The organism is Pseudomonas jessenii, from assembly GCF_002236115.1.
Classification (GTDB): domain Bacteria; phylum Pseudomonadota; class Gammaproteobacteria; order Pseudomonadales; family Pseudomonadaceae; genus Aquipseudomonas; species Aquipseudomonas jessenii.
Genome location: NZ_NIWT01000009.1, coordinates 83,410 through 101,978, shown reverse-complemented (window position 1 = coordinate 101,978; position 18,569 = coordinate 83,410). Strand labels below are relative to the sequence as shown.

18 protein-coding genes are annotated in these 18,569 nt (G+C 60.6%); 8 read left to right on the top strand and 10 right to left on the bottom strand.

All coding sequences use genetic code 11. The features are described 5' to 3' along the window. Positions 1 to 153: 153 nt before the first annotated feature. From chrA to PSJE_RS27175, 6 genes are all read right to left on the bottom strand, one after another. Positions 154 to 1,512 carry a chromate efflux transporter gene (gene chrA / locus PSJE_RS27200; protein ID WP_090456140.1) on the bottom strand — a complete coding sequence of 453 codons (1,359 nt, stop codon included), beginning with the start codon at positions 1,510 to 1,512 and terminating at the stop codon, positions 154 to 156. Positions 1,513 to 1,556: 44 nt separating this feature from the next. Further along, positions 1,557 to 2,045, bottom strand: coding sequence for a molybdopterin synthase catalytic subunit MoaE (gene moaE / locus PSJE_RS27195; RefSeq protein ID WP_090456138.1), 489 nt, complete (start codon positions 2,043 to 2,045; stop codon positions 1,557 to 1,559). A gap of 3 nt (positions 2,046 to 2,048) precedes the next feature. After that, a complete protein-coding gene (gene moaD / locus PSJE_RS27190) occupies positions 2,049 to 2,300 on the bottom strand; it encodes a molybdopterin converting factor subunit 1 (protein ID WP_090456136.1) in 252 nt (83 codons plus the stop codon). After that, positions 2,297 to 2,803 carry a cyclic pyranopterin monophosphate synthase MoaC gene (gene moaC / locus PSJE_RS27185; protein WP_090456134.1) on the bottom strand — a complete coding sequence of 169 codons (507 nt, stop codon included), beginning with the start codon at positions 2,801 to 2,803 and terminating at the stop codon, positions 2,297 to 2,299. The genes moaD and moaC overlap by 4 nt, the downstream gene beginning before the upstream one ends. Before the next feature lie 43 nt (positions 2,804 to 2,846). After that, complete coding sequence (fdhD, locus tag PSJE_RS27180; RefSeq protein ID WP_090456132.1) at positions 2,847 to 3,674, bottom strand: formate dehydrogenase accessory sulfurtransferase FdhD; 828 nt, start codon at positions 3,672 to 3,674, stop codon at positions 2,847 to 2,849. 147 nt (positions 3,675 to 3,821) lie between these two features. Then, positions 3,822 to 4,712: a LysR family transcriptional regulator gene (locus PSJE_RS27175; RefSeq protein WP_090456130.1), complete on the bottom strand. Its 891-nt coding sequence runs from the start codon at positions 4,710 to 4,712 to the stop codon at positions 3,822 to 3,824. Positions 4,713 to 4,997: 285 nt separating this feature from the next. Here PSJE_RS27175 and moaB point away from each other — a divergent pair, with 285 nt between their 5' ends. After that, positions 4,998 to 5,537 carry a molybdenum cofactor biosynthesis protein B gene (moaB, locus tag PSJE_RS27170; RefSeq protein WP_090456128.1) on the top strand — a complete coding sequence of 180 codons (540 nt, stop codon included), beginning with the start codon at positions 4,998 to 5,000 and terminating at the stop codon, positions 5,535 to 5,537. Further along, entirely contained in the window at positions 5,534 to 6,739 is a 1,206-nt protein-coding gene (locus PSJE_RS27165; RefSeq protein WP_090456126.1) for a molybdopterin molybdotransferase MoeA, read from the top strand. Before moaB ends, PSJE_RS27165 begins: the two co-directional genes overlap by 4 nt. Before the next feature lie 399 nt (positions 6,740 to 7,138). On the opposite strand, the gene PSJE_RS27160 is transcribed toward PSJE_RS27165, so the two are convergent. Next, positions 7,139 to 8,038, bottom strand: a complete 900-nt coding sequence (locus PSJE_RS27160) for a bestrophin family protein (RefSeq protein ID WP_090456124.1) — start codon at positions 8,036 to 8,038, stop codon at positions 7,139 to 7,141. Between the two features lie 5 nt (positions 8,039 to 8,043). After that, positions 8,044 to 9,042 (bottom strand): GTP 3',8-cyclase MoaA, encoded by a 999-nt coding sequence (gene moaA / locus PSJE_RS27155; RefSeq protein ID WP_090456122.1) that lies wholly within the window; start codon positions 9,040 to 9,042, stop codon positions 8,044 to 8,046. 459 nt (positions 9,043 to 9,501) lie between these two features. Here moaA and PSJE_RS27150 point away from each other — a divergent pair, with 459 nt between their 5' ends. The 4 genes from PSJE_RS27150 (at position 9,502) to PSJE_RS27135 (ending at position 14,538) form a co-directional block, all read left to right on the top strand. Beyond that, complete coding sequence (locus PSJE_RS27150) at positions 9,502 to 11,826, top strand: FdhF/YdeP family oxidoreductase (RefSeq protein ID WP_090456120.1); 2,325 nt, start codon at positions 9,502 to 9,504, stop codon at positions 11,824 to 11,826. Positions 11,827 to 11,946: 120 nt separating this feature from the next. Then, positions 11,947 to 13,368: a cytochrome ubiquinol oxidase subunit I gene (locus tag PSJE_RS27145; RefSeq protein WP_090456118.1), complete on the top strand. Its 1,422-nt coding sequence runs from the start codon at positions 11,947 to 11,949 to the stop codon at positions 13,366 to 13,368. Between the two features lie 17 nt (positions 13,369 to 13,385). Continuing rightward, on the top strand, positions 13,386 to 14,402 hold the full coding sequence (cydB, locus tag PSJE_RS27140) for a cytochrome d ubiquinol oxidase subunit II (protein WP_090456116.1): 1,017 nt from the start codon (positions 13,386 to 13,388) through the stop codon (positions 14,400 to 14,402). Then, complete coding sequence (locus PSJE_RS27135) at positions 14,389 to 14,538, top strand: DUF2474 domain-containing protein (RefSeq protein ID WP_090456115.1); 150 nt, start codon at positions 14,389 to 14,391, stop codon at positions 14,536 to 14,538. Before cydB ends, PSJE_RS27135 begins: the two co-directional genes overlap by 14 nt. A 439-nt stretch (positions 14,539 to 14,977) precedes the next feature. Here PSJE_RS27135 and PSJE_RS27130 read toward each other — a convergent pair whose 3' ends face one another. Next, complete coding sequence (locus tag PSJE_RS27130; RefSeq protein ID WP_328587073.1) at positions 14,978 to 15,694, bottom strand: hypothetical protein; 717 nt, start codon at positions 15,692 to 15,694, stop codon at positions 14,978 to 14,980. 70 nt (positions 15,695 to 15,764) lie between these two features. Further along, positions 15,765 to 16,616 carry a CAP domain-containing protein gene (locus tag PSJE_RS27125; protein ID WP_090456112.1) on the bottom strand — a complete coding sequence of 284 codons (852 nt, stop codon included), beginning with the start codon at positions 16,614 to 16,616 and terminating at the stop codon, positions 15,765 to 15,767. A gap of 142 nt (positions 16,617 to 16,758) precedes the next feature. Between PSJE_RS27125 and PSJE_RS27120 the strand changes: the two genes are divergently transcribed. Further along, entirely contained in the window at positions 16,759 to 17,379 is a 621-nt protein-coding gene (locus PSJE_RS27120; protein WP_090456110.1) for a cell wall hydrolase, read from the top strand. Positions 17,380 to 17,577: 198 nt separating this feature from the next. Beyond that, the gene (locus PSJE_RS27115) at positions 17,578 to 18,555 is read left to right on the top strand and encodes an NAD-dependent epimerase (protein WP_090456109.1); all 978 of its coding nucleotides are present in this window, start codon (positions 17,578 to 17,580) and stop codon (positions 18,553 to 18,555) included. Positions 18,556 to 18,569: the final 14 nt, after the last annotated feature.

Sequence of the window (18,569 nt, the reverse complement as noted above, 5' to 3'; positions counted from 1 at the left end):
GCCTGGATCGAGAGGTTCAGCAGGTGCTGTTCTGACGGCAAAGTACGCATGGCGCAGGTTTCCGGCGGCGGAAATCGTCGGTGGCCAGTAGCACAAGCCATCCGGGGGATGGCTGGATACTAGGGAGGATTGCGGCGCGTGTAAATGTTTGCTTCAGAACATCAGGTGCACACCCAGGCCGATCAACCCGCAGCCGATCAACACCTCGATCACCCCGCGCTTGAATCCAAGCAATGCAACGCCCGCGACTATCGCGATCAGCAGCGAAGGCCAGTCCAGTGCTCCTTCGAAGCCTTTGGGCCACAGCACGTGGTAGGCAAAGAAACAGGCCAGGTTGAGAATCACGCCCACCACGGCGGCCGTAATGGCCGTCAGCGGCGCGGTGAACTTGAGTTCGTTGTGCGTCGATTCCACCAACGGCCCGCCGGCGAGGATGAACAGGAACGAGGGCAGGAAGGTGAACCAGGTCACCAGCGTCGCGGCGATGGCGCCGGCAACGAAGGCCTGATCCGGGCCGAAGACCTGATGCACGTAGGCGCCGATAAAACCGACGAAGGCGACAACCATGATCAACGGACCCGGCGTGGTTTCACCGAGCGCCAGGCCGTCGATCATCTGCGTCGGCGTCAGCCATCCGTAGTGGCCGACCGCGCCCTGGTAGACATACGGCAACACCGCGTAGGCGCCACCAAAGGTCAGCAGCGCGGCCTTGGTGAAGAACCAGGCCATCTGGGTCAGCGTGCCTTCCCAGCCGAACAACGCGGTGAGCATGGCCATGGGCAGTGTCCACAAGATCGCACCGATCACGGCCAGACGCGCCAGTTTCCAGCCACTGAAGCGGGCGTGTCCGGGGGTTGGGGTGTCGTCGTCGATCACTGCCGGGCCGTAGGAGCGTTTCGCAGCGCTGTGGCCACCGGTCCTGAATTTTTCCGGTGCCAGTCGCCCGCCGAAATAACCGATGACCGCCGCGCCGAGCACGATCAACGGAAACGGCACATTGAGCACGAAGATGGCCACGAAGGACGCGGCGGCGATGCCCCATAACCAGCCGTTCTTCAGCGCCCGCGAGCCGATCCGGTGAGCCGCCTGCACCACGATTGCCGTGACCGCAGGCTTGATCCCGTAGAACAGTCCGGCGACCACGGGCACGTCACCAAAGGCGATGTACACCCAGGACAGCGCAATCAGGATGAACAGCGAAGGCAATACAAACAGCACGCCAGCGATCACACCGCCCCAGGTCCGGTGCATCAGCCAGCCGATGTAGGTCGCCAACTGCTGAGCCTCAGGCCCGGGCAGCAACATGCAATAGTTGAGGGCATGCAGAAAGCGCCGCTCGGAGATCCAGCGCCGGCGTTCGACCAGCTCCTGATGCATGATCGAAATCTGCCCCGCCGGCCCGCCGAAACTGATGAAACCAAGCTTGAGCCAGAACAGGAAGGCTTCGCGCAGGCTGATGGACCGGGGTTGCAATACATCCTGTTGCGTGATCGGGGAGGGCGTGGGGCTCAAGCGGAAACTCCTTGTGCAGAAAAGCTTTGAGCCGATGACTGTAGCTAGGCCGGAGCGCGTTGCATAGCCGCCTCATGTGGCCTATCTGCCCAGCGCTCGACGGCTGACCGGTCGCTGTCACGGGCATCGACCCAGCGTGCGCCGGACGCCACGTCTTCGCGTTTCCAGAACGGCGCGTCGGTTTTCAGGTAGTCCATGATGAATGCACAGGCTTCGAAAGCGGCTTGACGATGGGGGCTGCTGACGCCGACAAACACGATCGGCTCGCTGATCGACAACGGGCCGATCCGATGCACGATCTGCACGGCCCTCAATGGCCATCGGGCCCTGGCATTGTCGACGATTTTTTGCAGCGAACGTTCGGTCATGCCCGGGTAGTACTCCAGAAACAACCCGCTGACCGCCTCTCCCTGATTGATGTCGCGCACATAGCCGACGAAGTTGACCACGGCACCCACACCCGGATCGTTTGCCTGCAGACTGTCGATCAGCCGTCCGACGTCGAACATTTCACGCTGGACCCGTACCGTCATGTCTCAACCCCCGGTGACCGGTGGAAAAAAGGCGATCTCGTCATAGTCCTCGATCACCCGGTCTGGATGGCACAGCTCCTGGTTCAGCGCACACATCAGGTTGCTTTCACCCAGCACATGGCTCCACACCTCACCGCGAGCCATCAGCAGTCGGCGCACGTCCTCGATGGTCTTGAGGCTGTCGGTCAGGGGCAGTTTTTCACCGCCCAGGTTGAGCTGCTCGCGGTAGCGGGCGAAGTAATTGATCAGGATCATTGTGCGTCCTCGAACTTGAAATGACCGGAGCGGCCACCTTGTTTACTCAGCAGGCGGATGTCATCGATGACCATGCCCCGGTCTACCGCCTTGCACATGTCATAGAGGGTCAGCGCCGCCACGCTGACGGCGGTCAGGGCTTCGAGTTCGACCCCGGTCTGGCCCTCGACGCGGCACGTACTGAGGATTTTCACGCTGTCCGGAGTGCAGGCCTTGAGTTCGACGTGGATCGAACTGAGCAGAAGGGTGTGGCACAGCGGGATCAGCTCATGGGTTTTCTTTGCCGCCATGATTCCGGCGATCCGCGCCACGGCAAATACGTCGCCCTTGGGGTGGCCGTCGCTTTGAATCAGCTTCAGGGTTTCCGGGCGCATCCGCACCCAGGCTTGGGCCTGGGCTTCACGCAGCGTCGAGGTTTTTTCGCTGACATCGACCATGTTGGCGCGACCCTGGCTGTCGAGGTGGGTCAGGCCATTGGGCGATGCATCTGAAATGTCTGTCATGGGAGTTTCCTGCGCTTGCCAGCGCGGTGATCAGGTGAAGGCATCATGCCGGGCTGTAAATGCGTGGTGCGTTGCGGTGGGGGATGTGAATCAGGTTGAGGCGATGTTTGATTGCCCATTGCACGGTCAGGGCGGTGGGTGCCGACAGACTGACCAGCGTACCGAGCCTGGCCCTGACGGCCTTGTGGATCAGTTCGAGGCTGCAACGGCTGGTGACTACGGTGAAGCCGTAACGGCTGTCGATGCCGGCGTGCTGCAGGGCACCGATCAACTTGTCCAGCGCGTTGTGGCGGCCAATGTCTTCGCGGCAGATCAGCGCGTTGCCTTGGGGGTCGAAGTACAGCGCCGCGTGCAGCGCACCGCTGCTGCGGGCCATTTGTTGGGCCTGTTCGATGCGGTTGCGGATGTCGATGAAATGCTCGGCGGGCGGCAGGGCAACCGGATCGAGAATCTGCAGTTTCGGCAAGGCCTGCTCCAGCGCTTCCACACCGCACAGCCCGCAGCCACTGGTACCGGCCATTTGCCGACGATGGTTCTTCAGCGCCCAGAATGCGCGGCTGGAGATCTGCACGTCGGCTTGAACGGCCTGGTCGAATCGGGTGAGGCGCAAGTCGTAGATTTCGCTCTGGTCCTCAACGATGTCGTTGCTGACGCTGAAGCCACGGATGAAGTCTTCGAGGTTGCCCGGCGACACCATCATCACCGCCTGACTCAGACCGTTGTAGGTGATTGCCAGTGCAATCTCTGATGCCAGCGCCGCCTGACAGACTGACGCGGCGTTGTCGTACTCGCGAAAGTTCACACTCAACGGTTGGGGCGCGGGGGCATTGGTGTCGCTTCGAACATCAGTTTGTTCAACTTGGCACAACATGAAAAGAACCTCGAAGCGCTGAATTAAGTTCAGGCTACGGGTAACTTTAAACAGCGTCCAATCGCTTGTTCCGATGTGCCGATTGGTGATGTCTATCAAACTGGGCAAACATGTCCGGTTCGGTTTTTTTTTAAAACCGAAACTTGATCAGTCAGTCCGGCTGAATAACGTTCGTGCTTCGGCGAAACACTTTTCGGCAATCGCCGAACGCGGTTCGGTCTTGCGCATCACCAGGCCCAGGGGCGCGAGTACGCTGGCATCCGGCAATTCGATGAACGCCAGGTGTTCGATGGGCTCTTCCAGGCCACTGTCCAGCGGCATGATCGCGCAGCAGAAACCCTCGTGAATCGCCTGCAGCAACTGGTAAGTCGAATCGCTTTCCAGGATCGGTTGCGGGTCCAGTCCGCGGCTGCGAAAGCTCAGGTCGATGGATTTGCGGTAGTGCATGCCGTTGCTGAGCATCCCCAGCGGCAGTTCGGCGGCGTCCTCCCAGCTCATTTGCGTGCCGTCGAAATGGAAGTGGCGATTGTCGTACAGCAGGCCGACGCGGGTTTCGCCGATCTCGAAAAACTCGAAATAGCTCGGGTTGACGTGATCGAGGTAGCACACGCCAAGGTCCAGCTGATTGTTGCCAAGGCCCTCGATGATCTGGTCGGAACTTAAAGACGACAGGCTGTACTTGAGCTCGGGAAAGCTGCGGGACAGGCCCTGGATGTAGGTGACCGGGTTGAAGCTGCTGAGGGGTACCAGCCCTAGGCGCAGGTTGCCCACGAGCTGGCCCCGGCACGCGGCGGCCTCGGCGAAGAGCCCGTCGTGGGCGGCCAGCAGGGTCCTGGCCCACGCCAGCACCCGTTCGCCGGCCTCGGTAAAACCCTCGAAGCGCTGGCCTCGGGTGACCAGCACCAGGTCCAGTTCATCCTCCAGGTTGCGCAGGCGCATCGACAGCGTGGGCTGGGTGATGTGGCAGCGCGCGGCCGCTTGGCCGAAGTGGCGGGTCTGCTCCAGGGCGATCAGGAACTTGAGTTGTTTGATGTCCATGACGGCACCTGCTGGCGGGGGAGTGAAGGGTTAAGTATTGACTCAGGTGCGCAAGACACAAGGCGAGGCAGAAATCGTGAGCCGAGACGATCTCATTGTCTTCGGTGTGCGTCCAATCACTGCTATCTAAGGTGTTATCGACGGGCTCTATCATTGCTGTTGTTTCTGGTCTTTTTATATTGATAGATTGGCTCGATAGTCTGGTTGGTTAGAGTGATTAGACACGGCTTGAATTATCGAATTAGTCTCCGGAAGTCATTTAATCAATATCTGCCGGAGAACCCCATGAGCGTCAAACCGGATGCATTGTTTATACCCCTGAATATTGCCGTGTTGACTGTTAGCGATACCCGCGAATATGCCAATGACACTTCCGGCCAATTACTCGTCAGTCGTTTGCTGGAAGCCGGCCACACCCTCAGCGAGCGCAACCTGCTCAAGGACGACCTGTACAAGATCCGCGCGCAGGTGGCGAACTGGATTGCCGACGACGGTATCCAGGTGGTGCTGATCACGGGCGGCACCGGGTTTACCGGCCGCGACAGCACACCTGAGGCAGTGGCCTGTTTGCTGGATAAACAGATCGAAGGCTTCGGTGAGCTGTTCCGGGCGATTTCGATCCTCGACATCGGCACCTCGACGGTGCAGAGCCGGGCATTGGCCGGGCTGGCCAATGGCACGCTGGTCTGCTGCCTGCCGGGTTCCACGGGCGCCTGCCGCACCGCGTGGGAAGGCATCCTCGCCGAGCAACTCGACGCGCGCCACCGGCCGTGCAATTTCGTACCGCACCTCAAGCCGATGCAAACTTGCGGGACGCGCGGATGAGCTATTCACCCTTGATGCCGGTGGAGGATACCATCGAACGGTTGCTGACAATGGCCGAGGCACAGTGGATTGAAGACAGTGAAGCGGTGCCGCTCAGTGCCGCACGGCAACGGGTGTTGGCCAATGACCTGGTGGCGACCCTCGATCTGCCGCCGTGGCCGAACAGCGCCATGGACGGCTATGCCCTGAATGTCGACGGTTGGGACGGGGCACCGCTGACCGTGTCGCAACAGGTATTTGCCGGTCACGCCCCCCAAGCACTGGCACCGGGAACCTGCGCGCGCATCTTCACTGGCGCCCCGGTTCCGCCGGGTGCCAACGGCGTGGAGATGCAGGAGAACACGCAAGTACTGGATGACGGACGTATCCGCTTCAAGCAGCCATTGAGCGCCGGCAGCAACATCCGCCCGCAAGGTCAGGAGAACCGCGTCGGCGATGTGCTGCTGCGCGCCGGCAAGCGTCTCGGTCCGTTCGAACTGGCGGTCGCGGCAGCGCAGGGCTGTACCCATGTGCAGGTAGTGCGGCGACCACGGGTGACGTTGCTGTCCACCGGCGATGAACTGGTCGATCCGGGCACACCGCTCAAGCCCGGCAGCATCTACAACAGCAACCGCACATTGTTGAGCCATTGGTTGAATGCGTTGGGTTGCGAGGTCATCGAGGCCGGCATTCTCCCCGACGAGCCACGCCAGACGCGACTCAAACTCGAACAACTGCAACACACGGCGGACCTGATGCTCAGCACGGGCGGCGTGTCCGCCGGTGACGCCGACTGCCTCGGCCAGGTCCTGCGCGAGTGCGGCAAGCCGTTGCTCTGGAAACTCTCGATCAAACCCGGCAAGCCATTGACCGTGGGCCACTTCGGCCGCGTGCCGGTGATTGGCCTGCCGGGCAATCCGACCTCGGCGTTGGTCACTTTCGGTCTGTTGGCCCGGGTTTATCTGTTGCGGATTCAGGGTGTCGAAGACGTCGAGCCTTTGAGCTTCCCGGTCAGGGTCGGCTTTGCCTGGCCCAAACCCGGAAGCCGCCGCGAGTACCTGCGAGCGAAACTCGAAGCCGGTCGCGCGGTGCTCTATCCGAACCAGAGTTCCGGCGTGTTGCTGGGCGCATCCTGGGCCGATGGACTGGTGGAAGTGCAGGAAGGTTGCACGCTGGAAGCTGGCGACACGGCGCGGTTTATTCCCTTCAGTGAGCTGTTCTGAATTCCGCAAACAAACTGTGGGAGCGAGCTTGCTCGCGATGAGGCCGGCAAATCCAACAGAGATGTTGGCAGGCAGACCGCTATCGCGAGCAAGCTCGCTCCCACAGTTTTGATCTTCAGTGAATGTCAACCTTGCGACCGGCCACAATCCCTGTGGGAGCGAGCTTGCTCGCGATGAGGCTGGCAAATCCAACAGAGATGTTGGCAGGCAGACCGCTATCGCGAGCAAGCTCGCTCCCACAGTTTTGATCTTCAGTGAATGTCAACCTTGCGGCCGGCCACAATCCCTGTGGGAGCGAGCTTGCTTGCGATGAGGCCGGCAAATCCAACAGAGATGTTGGCAGGCAGACCGCTATCGCGAGCAAGCTCGCTCCCACAGAATTTGTGTGTTTCCTGAGTCTCAGTTCAACACAAAATCCACCGGCTCCAGTTGCGGTGGCAGTTCCGTCACACCCAGGGCCGCCAGTACATCGCGCTCGATATTGCGCACGATGGCATCGGTGGGCAGGTCGTTTTCGTCGCGGCCGAAGGGGTCTTCCAGTTCATCGGCAATCGCATCCAGGCCGAAAAAGGTGTAGCTGACAATCGCGGTGAAAATCGGTGTCAGCCAGCCCAGGGGTTCGGCCATGGCAAAGGGCAAGAGGATGCAGAACAGGTAGATGGTGCGGTGCAGGAGCAAGGTGTAGGGGAAGGGTAGCGGGGTGTTCTTGATCCGTTCACAGACGGCTTGGGCATGGGTCAGGCTGGTCAGATGGTTGGCCATGAGCGTGTAGCGCCAGTCGTTGATCGCCCCGGATTCGTTGAGTGACGAGCACTGTTGACCGACCTGCATCAGTATCTGCCCGCTGATGTCCGTGGTGTTGCCCTTGGGCATCGGGTGCAGCCAGTCGCCACTGGCGGCCATTTCGTTTTCCTGGCGCAGGCGCGCGTTGAGGGCATGGGCGAAGCCGCAGAGGTTGCTGAGGATCGTGTGGCGCTCAGCGGTGTCCTTGATCACCAGGGTTTCACGAATCATCGAGCGGATCTCCACGATCACATCGCCCCAGGCCTTGCGCGCTTCATACCAGCGGTCGTAGCAGGCGTTGTTGCGAAAGCTCATGAAGATCGATAGCGACAAACCCAGCAGCGTGAAGGGCGTGGCGCTGACCTTGGAAAAGTAGCTGGGATGCAAGGTTTCGATGAGCACGATGGCCGAGGCGAGCAGTGTCACCATCAGGCTGCGCCAGGCGATGCGTTTGGCAATCGAACCCTTGAGGGACGTCAGCACGCCGATCAGGTTGGGTTTGGGTCTCACGATCATGGGTTTCAGCCGCCCGTCATGTTCATGAAGCGAATGACCTGAACATCGTCGTTCACTTCGAAGTTGTGTCGATAAGGCTTGAGTTTCATCGCCTCGATAATGGCTTTTTCCAGGCGCTCGGGCTGTCCGGGGTGGCTGCGCAAGACCGCCTTGAGATCCACGGAGTGCTCATTGCCCAGGCACAGCAGCAGACGTCCCTCCACGGTCAGCCGCACCCGATTGCAGGTGCCGCAAAAGTTGTGGCTGTGGGGTGAGATGAACCCCAGGCGAATCTGCGGCGCCTCGGCCAGGCGCCAGTAGCGCGACGGACCCTGGGTCGACTCGGCGGAATCAATCAAAGTGTAGCGTTCGGCAATGCGTTCGCGGACCTGGGCACTTGCGAAAAACGATTCGGCGCGGCTGTGCTCGTCGATGGTGCCCAACGGCATTTCCTCGATGAAGGAGATGTCGAGGTTACGGTCGATGGCGAAGCTCACCAGATCATTGATCTCATGGTCGTTGCGACCTTTCATCACCACGCAATTGAGCTTGGTGTTGCGAAATCCCGCCTGGTTGGCCGCGTCGATGCCTTTGATCACCTGCGCCAGGTCACCGGTGCGGGTCAGTTCGCGAAAACGTTGCGGGTCCAGGCAATCGAGGCTGATGTTGAGACGCTTGACCCCGGCTTCGAACAACGGCCCGGCCAGTTTGGCCAGCTGCGAACCGTTGGTGGTCATGCACAGTTCACGCAGGCCGGGCAGGGCGGCGATCTTCTCGCACAACTGCACCACGCCCGGACGGATCAGCGGCTCGCCCCCGGTGAGGCGGATCTTGCGGGTGCCCAGCGCCACGAAGCTTTGTGCAAGTTGATAAATCTCTTCCAGGGTCAGCACCCGTTGGCGGGGCAGAAACTGCATGTCCTCGGCCATGCAATACACGCAACGGAAATCGCAGCGGTCGGTGACCGACATCCGCAGATAGTCCACGCGCCGGGAGAATCCATCGATCAAGACTTGTTCTGACATGACACCCTCGCTTGGCACGCATTGAATGAATGTTCCGTGTAGGAGCGAGCTCTGCTCGCGATGGTCGTTAACGATTACGCGTTCGTGCTGGCTGAACGCGGTGCTCTTGAGTCCATCGCGAGCAGAGCTCGCTCCTACAAATATTGCGCCGATAACGGATTTATTGAGCGCAGGTGTAGGAGCGCTGAAAACGGATTTGTTGTGCGCAGGCTAAGAGCAACTTGTCGGCCCGTCCAATCACTATTAGTAACCGGTTGATCGAGTGCATCTATGATGGATAAAGTTGCAACGTTAACGGCTGGTTAAATATTATAAGCTATTGATAAACAACAATAAATATCGATGATAAATATCCTCGATCATGTGGTCGTAAATAGCGATTAGACAATAATTATTCCCTGTTCATATGCTTTCTCCGTCAAACGATCAATGGCCTGAATCAGGTCACGGAGAAGTACCATGTCTCAAGTCGACCGCTACAAACCCTACAAAGGTGCCGCCGCTGGTTGGGGCGCGCTGATTGCTGTTACCAAAAACTGGCTGGGCAGTGAAAACGCGCTGAAGAATATTCGCGCCATGCTCAAGACCAACCAGAACGGCGGGTTCGATTGCCCCGGTTGTGCCTGGGGCGAGTCGCCGGAAAACGGCATGGTCAAGTTCTGCGAGAACGGCGCCAAGGCGGTTAACTGGGAAGCCACGGGCCGTTTGGTCGACCCGGCCTTCTTCAACAAATACAGTGTCTCGGCGCTGGCCGAGCAGAGCGATTACTGGCTGGAGTATCAGGGCCGCCTGACCCACCCGATGCGCTATGACGCGGCCGCCGACCGTTACGTGGAAACCACCTGGGACGAAGCGTTCGCGCTGATCGCCCGGCACCTCAATGCGCTGGAATCGCCGGGCCAGGCCGAGTTCTATACCTCGGGCCGGGCCAGTAACGAAGCCGCCTTTCTCTATCAGCTGTTCGTCCGGGCCTACGGTACCAACAACTTTCCGGACTGCTCCAACATGTGCCACGAAGCCAGCGCGGTGAGCATGATCGAAAGCCTCGGCGTGGGTAAAGGCACCGTGGTGTTCGACGACCTGGAACATGCCGATGCGATTTTCGTCATCGGTCAGAACCCTGGCACCAACCACCCGCGGATGCTTGAACCGTTGCGCGAAGCGGTCAAGCGCGGTGCCCAGGTGATCTGTATCAATCCACTCAAGGAGCGCGGGCTGGAGCGCTTCCAGCATCCACAGCACCCGATCGAAATGTTGATGAACGGCTCCGAGCCGACCAACACAGCCTACTTCCGCCCGGCACTGGGTGGCGACATGGCGGTCATGCGCGGCATGGTCAAGTTCCTGCTGCAGTGGGAGCGCGAAGCTCAGGTCAGCGGCGGCGAACCGGTGTTCGACCATGAGTTCATCGCCGAACACACCTCGGGAATGGGCGCTTACCTGGGCGAAGTCGACGCAACCAGTTGGGAGCACATCGAGCAGCAGTCTGGCATGCCATTGGCGGACATCGAACTCGCCGCCCGCATGTACGCCCGGTCCAAGCGGGTGATCATGTGCTGGGCGATGGGCCTGACCCAGCACACGCACTCGGTGCCGACGCTGCAGGAAGTCATCAACCTGATGCTGCTGCGCGGCAACGTCGGCCGTCCCGGCGCAGGCCTGTCACCGGTTCGCGGTCACAGTAACGTGCAGGGCGACCGCACCATGGGCATCAACGAGCTGGCGCCCACCGATTTGCTCGATGCCCTGGAAAAACGCTTCTCCTTCAAGCCACCTCGCGAGCACGGTCACAACACCGTGATGGCGATCGGCGCGATGGAGCAGGGGCGTTCGAAAGTGTTTATCGCCCTGGGTGGCAACTTCGCCCAGGCCACCCCCGACACGCCACGCACCCACGCCGCGTTGCGTAAATGCGACCTCACCGTGCACATCGCCACCAAACTTAACCGCAGCCATCTGGTCACCGGCCGTGAAGCGCTGATCCTGCCGTGCCTGGGCCGCACCGACATCGATATCCAGGCCGAAGGGCCGCAAGGCGTCACCGTGGAAGACACCTTCAGCATGATCCACATCTCCCACGGTCAACTGAAACCGAAGTCGAAACACCTGCGCTCCGAGCCTGCGATCATTGCCGGCATCGCCGCCGCGACACTGGGCAAGCACCCGATCGACTGGAACTGGGCCATCGGCGACTACGGCCGAATCCGCAACATGATTGCCGACACCATTCCCGGTTTCGAGGATTTCAACCATCGCTTGCTGCATCCGGGCGGTTTCCACATGCCCAACGACGCGGCCAGGCGCATCTGGAAAACCGCCAGCGGCAAGGCCCAGTTCACTCCGAGCGTGCTGCCGGAGCACCTGATCAGCGAGGGCGTGCGCAACCTGACGGTCAAGCCACACCTGATTCTGCAGACCATGCGCTCCCACGATCAGTACAACACCACGCTGTATGGCCTGGATGACCGTTATCGCGGGGTGTACGGCATGCGCGACGTGGTGTTCGCCAACGAGCAGGACATTCGCCGGCTGGGTTTTGAGCCTGGGCAGAAGGTCGACCTGGTGGCGCTGTGGGACGACGAGCGCGAGCGTCGGGTCAGCGGTTTCACCCTGATCGCCTACGACATTCCGGCCGGTCAGGCAGCGGCGTACTACCCCGAGACCAACCCGCTGGTGCCGCTGGAAAGTTACGGTGACCGCACCTTCACCCCGACTTCCAAGTTCATCGCCATCCGGCTGGAGCAGGCGAAGGCCAGCAACCTGATTTCGACTTCCGCCGCGTAGCACCGGGGGCGGCCCGGTGCCGCTCACCTAACCCTTTCGACTTGTGTTGGCTGCAGGCCCCCGGCCTGACGGTGGCCCGGCCGTGTGCCGCCGTTTTTCAGCCGCAATGAGGATATCGACATGTTTAACCTGGAGGCACTGGACCTGGCGCGCATTCAATTCGCGTTCACGGTTTCGTTCCACATTATCTTTCCCGCCATCACCATCGGGCTGGCCAGCTTCCTGGCGGTGCTCGAAGGGCTTTGGCTGAAGACCCACAACGACACCTACCGCGATCTCTACCATTTCTGGTCGAAGATCTTTGCCGTCAACTTCGGCATGGGCGTGGTCTCGGGGCTGGTCATGGCCTACGAGTTCGGCACCAACTGGAGCCGTTTCTCCGACTTCGCCGGCAGCATCACCGGGCCGTTGCTGACCTATGAAGTGCTCACGGCCTTCTTCCTCGAGGCCGGTTTCCTCGGGGTCATGCTGTTTGGCTGGAACCGGGTAGGGCGTGGCTTGCACTTCTTCTCGACGGTCATGGTCGCCATCGGCACCCTGATTTCGACCTTCTGGATTCTTGCGTCCAACAGCTGGATGCAAACGCCCCAGGGCTTCGAGATCGTCGACGGTCGGGTGATGCCGCTGGACTGGCTGGCCATCGTGTTCAACCCGTCGTTCCCGTACCGCCTGGCGCACATGGCGATTGCCGCTTTCGTGGCCACGGCGTTCTTTGTCGGCTCGTCGGCGGCGTGGCACCTGCTGCGCGGCAACGACACCAAACAAGTGCGCAAGATGCTGTCGATGGCGTTGTGGATGGCCTTGATCGTCTGCCCGATCCAGGCGGTGGTCGGTGACGCCCACGGCTTGAACACCCTGGAACATCAACCGGCGAAGATCGCTGCCATCGAAGGGCACTGGGAAAACAACGGGAGCGAAGCCACGCCCCTGGTGCTGTTCGGCATCCCCGACATGCAGGCCGAGAAAACCAGGTACGCCATCGAGATCCCGTACCTGGGCAGCCTGATCCTGACCCACAGCCTCGACAAGCAGATCCCGGCGCTCAAGAGCTTCCCGAAAGAGGACCGACCCAATGCGACGGTGGTCTTCTGGAGTTTCCGCGTCATGGCCGGGCTGGGCATGTTGATGGTGCTGGCCGGCGTGCTCGGCCTGGCCCTGCGCCGCAGCGGCGCCATCTACCGCAATCGCTGGTTCCTGCGCCTGATGTTGTGGATGGGGCCAAGTGGCCTGATCGCTATGCTGGCCGGGTGGATCACCACCGAAGTCGGGCGCCAGCCGTGGGTGGTGTATGGCCTGCTGCGTACCGCCGATGCCGCGTCCAATCACAGCGTCGCGCAGTTGAGCATCTCGCTGGCGCTGTTCGTGGTGATTTATTTCTCGGTGTTCACGGTGGGCATCGGCTACATGATGAAACTGGTCGGCAAAGGACCGCAGCCCCATTACGGGCATCCGGTCGACGGGCACTCCGATCAGCTGGTCACACCGCGCCGGCCGCTGTCCGCCGACGCTGAAATTCTCGAAACCGACGCCCGCGTCAATTGAAGGAAGGGAGTTGAGTCATGGGTATTCAAGGTATCGATTTATCGCTGATCTGGGGCGTGATCATCGCCTTCGGCGTGATGATGTACGTGATCATGGACGGCTTCGACCTGGGGTTGGGCATTCTGTTTCCGCTGATCCCGGATGCGAAGGAGCGCGATGTGATGATGAACACCGTGGCACCGGTCTGGGATGGCAACGAGACCTGGCTGGTGCTGGGCGGCGCGGCGCTGTATGGCGCTTTCCCGCTGGCCTATTCGGTGATTCTGGAAGCGTTGTACCTGCCGCTGATCCTGATGTTGTGCGGCTTGATCTTTCGCGGTGTGGCGTTCGAGTTCCGATTCAAGGCCAGCCCTGAAAAGCGTCATGTCTGGGACATGGCGTTCATCGGCGGTTCGCTGCTGGCGACCTTTTCCCAGGGCGTGGTGATCGGCACTTACATTGCCGGCATCCCGGTGGTCGATCGCCAGTTCGCCGGCGGTTCGCTGGACTGGCTGGCACCGTTTCCGCTGTTCTGCGGTGTCGGTCTGATCGTCGCTTATGCGCTGCTCGGCAGCACCTGGTTGCTGGTCAAGACCGAAGGCATGCTCGAATCGCGGATGCGCTTGTTCACCCGGCCCCTGGCCTGGCTGCTGTTGGCGGTGATCGGTGTGATCTGTGTGTGGACGCCCATCCTCCATCCGGAAATCGCCACGCGCTGGTTTGCCCATGCGCACCTGGCGGTGTTCGGTGGTCTGGCGGCGCTGGCTTTGCTGGCGATGTTCGGCCTGCTCAGGACCCTGCGCCAACGTCACACCCATTGGCCGTTCGCCTTCACCCTGATGCTGGTATTCCTCGGTTATATCGGCCTGGCGTTCAGCATCTGGCCGAACATCGTGCCGCCGTCGATCAGCCTGTGGGCAGCGGCGTCACCGCCAACCAGCCAGTTGTTCATCCTGATCGGCGCGCTGTTCATTCTGCCGATCATCCTGATGTACACGGTCTGGAGCTACTACGTGTTTCGCGGCAAAGTGAGGATTGGCGATGGCTACCATTGATTCTTGTGAACGGGCACCTTGGTACAAGCGACTTGGGTGGCTGGTGGTGATCTGGCTGGGCAGTGTGGTTGCGTTGGGAGTGGTGGCGGGGGGATTGAGGATGTTGATGCATGCGGCGGGGATGAGTAGCCACTGATGGCCAGTCATTAAGGAGTTCCAGTTCACGTTGATGCGTATGCATGGATTGGATTGGATTGGGTGAATATCCATTCCTGCGGTAACGACCACCTATGGTTCCGCTCTTACAGCGGGTCACTTGGAAAAGCCCCAAGTAACCAAGGGCTCTTGCCCCTGACGTTCGGTGCCTCGCTGTGGCTCGGCATGCCCTCGCTCCGGTCCTGCTCCGTGGGCCCGCCGCCATCGGCCATCCATGGCCGGCGGCGGCTAACCCGGCATCCATGCCGGGTTGCCCACTACGCAGAACCTCCGCTCGGCCTCACGAGGGGGCGTGTACCGCAAAAGCGCCCGAGGCGGCCTATCGGCCGGCCTGATCACAATTAGAAGTCGTTTATCTGTAGGAGCGATGCTTGCTCGCGAAAAACGTCTGAACAACGCGGGCATTCAGACAACCCGCGTTATCGTTGACGTCCATCGCGAGCAGGCTCGCTCCTACAGGTACGAGGTAGCTCGGGCTTTTGATTTTGATCTGCCCCATCGGCCTGCCTGCCCGATCGCAATTGAGCTCGTTTCCGTGTAGGAGCGAGCTTGCTCGCGAAAAACGCCAGGACAACGCGGGCTTTCAGACAACCCGCGTTATCGTTGACGTCCATCGCGAGCAGGCTCGCTCCTACAGGTACGAGGTCGCTCTGGCTTTTGATCTCGATCTGCCCCATCGGCCGGCCTGATCGCAATTGAACTCGTTTCCGTGTAGGAGCGAGCTTGCTCGCGAAAAACGCCAGGACAACGCGGGCATTCAGACAACCCGCGTTATCGTTGACGTCCATCGCGAGCAGGCTCGCTCCTACAGGTACGAGGTAGCTCGGGCTTTTGATTTTGATCTGCCCCATCGGCCGGCCTGATCGCAATTGAGCTCGTTTCCGTGTAGGAGCGAGCTTGCTCGCGAAAAACGCCAGGACAACGCGGGCTTTCAGACAACCCGCGTTATCGTTGACGTCCATCGCGAGCAGGCTCGCTCCTACAGGTACGAGGTCGCTCTGGCTTTTGATCTCGATCTGCCCCATCGGCCGGCCTGATCGCAATTGAACTCGTTTCCGTGTAGGAGCGAGCTTGCTCGCGAAAAACGCCAGGACAACGCGGGCATTCAGACAACCCGCGTTATCGTTGACGTCCATCGCGAGCAAGCATCGCCCCTGCAGGTGCCCCGTTGGATGGCCCGTCCGCGACACATTCAGAGTCTTGTCATTACTGCGCCCCAAACATCGCCGTCCAGTAAATCCCCGCATCGCTCTTCGGATCGGTCGCGTAAGCCGCGCCCAGTTCGCGAAACTGTGGGTTCATCAGGTTGGCGCAATGGCCGGGGCTGGCCAGCCAGCCTTCGACCACCTTGTGTGCGGTGTCTTGGCCGGCGGCGATGTTTTCGCCGATCTGCTGGAAGTCGTAGCCGGCCAGTTCCGCGCGGTCGCCCGGGGTGCGGCCATCGCGGTCCTTGTGATCGAAGTAGTTGTTGTTGGCCATGGAGCGGGCGTTGCCTTCGGCGGCGGTGGCCAGCGTGGCGTTCCAGGCCAGCGGTGGCGCGGCGGCGAAGGACTGCGCGCCGCATTGGCGTGGTCGGGTGCGTGCGGCGTTGAGTTCGGTGAGCAGCTTCTGGCCTTCGGCCTGCGCGTCGCCCAGGCGTGCGCTCAACAACGGCCGTGCGACCACGATGCGCCATTCACGGTCCTGGCGGCTGACGCCGACATCGACGAATTGCGGGTCGAGGACGATCTGGCAAAAGCTCTCCTGAATCGCCTTCATCGCCGAGGCGGCATCGCGAGGCCCGGACAGGCTGATGGCCTGCACATTCTTCATGGGATAACCGGCAGTGACCATGGCCTGCTGCAGATTACCGATGTTCGGGGCGGTCAGCACCAGGCGCGGGTCGGCCGACAGGGGTGGCAGCTCCGATGAAGCCTGGCCTGCGCAGCGCTGCGGTTGGCTACGGTAGACGTTGATCGATTCGATCAATTGCGCTTCGTCGGCCGCCACGGCGTTGGCGGCGAATACCAGGCCCAGTGATACACCGGCCAAACGCATTGCGGATGAAATGAAACCCATGAAAATCCCCCTTGAGCAGATTGCGCCCATGATGCGCGAAGTTGGCCCATCTAAGACAACGGATTTATCCAGAGTGTAGTGGGGGGGGCGAAATCATTTCACTACTAGACTCAATTGAACCACTCACCAAGTGACACCGACCATGCGCTTCGACTGGATCGCCACCTGCCTCGCTCTGACGTTGCTTGCCGGCCCGGTATCCGCTACGGATCAAGAACAAAAACAGGAATCGGCCGAGAACAAGGCCGAGGTACTGGAACACAAAGCCGCCGAGAGCAACAACCCGGCACCAGCGCCCAAGGCAGAAGCCATTACCCCTTCAGAAGTCCAGGCTGTCGACCCGGCCGGCGCCGCGCCGCTGGACGATGCGATCACCTGCCTGGCCCGGTCCATTTACTGGGAAGCCAAGGGCAAGGACGCCGCCGACATGGAGGCAGTGGCCAACGTGGTCATGAATCGCCTGGGCCATGAGGGCTTTCCGGACACGGTGTGCAAAGTGGTCAAGCAGGGTTCGGAAACCAAGAGTTGCCAGTTTTCCTGGTGGTGCGACGGTAAGTCCGACTCGGTCCAGGAAGAAGTGCCTTACGCGATGGCCAAGGAAATCGCGCGCAAGGCCCTGAACAAGGAACTGCCGGATCGCACCCAGGGTGCCCTGTATTTCCATGATCGTACCGTCAAGCCGGATTGGGCCAGGCAGTACATCAGGACCGTGGATATCGGTTTGTTCCGGTTTTACAAACCCCATGGCGGATCGGCCAGATAACCACGGTGTTTTCGGCCGGATATTTTATTTTTTCGAGGTGGCGCGAGGCGTTATCCAAACTGAAATGTGTCTGTTTTATAAGCTTCATAACGCAACCGTGCGCGAATGAAGCCATAAGCAGGGACTACACATGAAGTTGACGAGGGTCCGGATCAGTCATCTCGCGTCGATCGCGGCGCAGTCGCCGGCGCGCTTCCCATGACCGTCCTGGTCACCGGTGCGGCCGGTTTCATCGGCTTTCATACGGTCCAGCGCCTGTGCCGCGAGGGTCAGGAGGTCGTTGGTATCGATAACCTCAACGACTATTACGACGTGGAACTCAAGCACGCACGTCTCAAGGTGCTGGAGACTCTGCCGGGTTTTCGCTTCCGGAAAATGGACATCGTCGATAAACCTGCCCTGATGAGCCTGTTTCAACAACACGCTTTTACCGAGGTGGTGCACCTGGCGGCCCAGGCCGGGGTGCGCTACTCGCTGGACAACCCGGATGTCTACGGGCAATCGAACCTCGTGGGTTTCCTCAATGTGCTGGAAGCCTGTCGGCACCATCGCCCCGAGCACCTGATCTACGCCTCGAGCAGTTCGGTGTACGGCGCCAACAGCAAGATGCCATTCAGTGTCGAGGACCCTGTCGATCATCCCGTTTCGCTGTACGCCGCCAGCAAGCGCGCCAATGAACTGCTGGCTGAAAGTTACTGCCATTTGTATGGCCTGAAAGCCAGTGGCCTGCGCTTCTTTACCGTCTACGGCCCGTGGGGTCGTCCGGATATGGCGCTGTTCAAGTTTACCGACGCCATCCTCAAAGGCCTGCCCATCGACATCTACAACCAGGGGCAGATGTACCGCGACTTCACCTTTGTCGACGACATTGTCGAAGGGATCGCCCGACTGCGGCCAAGGCCTCCGGTGCCGGAAGGCTCTGTCGCCGGGGTCAACCGGCTCTTCAACATCGGTCGCGGCATGCCGGTGGCGTTGCTGGATTTCGTCGAGTGCCTGGAATCAGCCCTGGACCTGCAGGCCCGGCGCAACTACTTGCCAATGCAGGCCGGTGACGTGGTCAAGACCTGGGCCGATGTCTCGGCGCTGTCCGATTGGGTGGGCTTCAGCCCGCAGGTGACGCTGGAAACCGGCGTCGGTGAATTCGTGAAGTGGTATCGGCAGTTCTATCAGATTTGAAGCGTTCGCCTCTG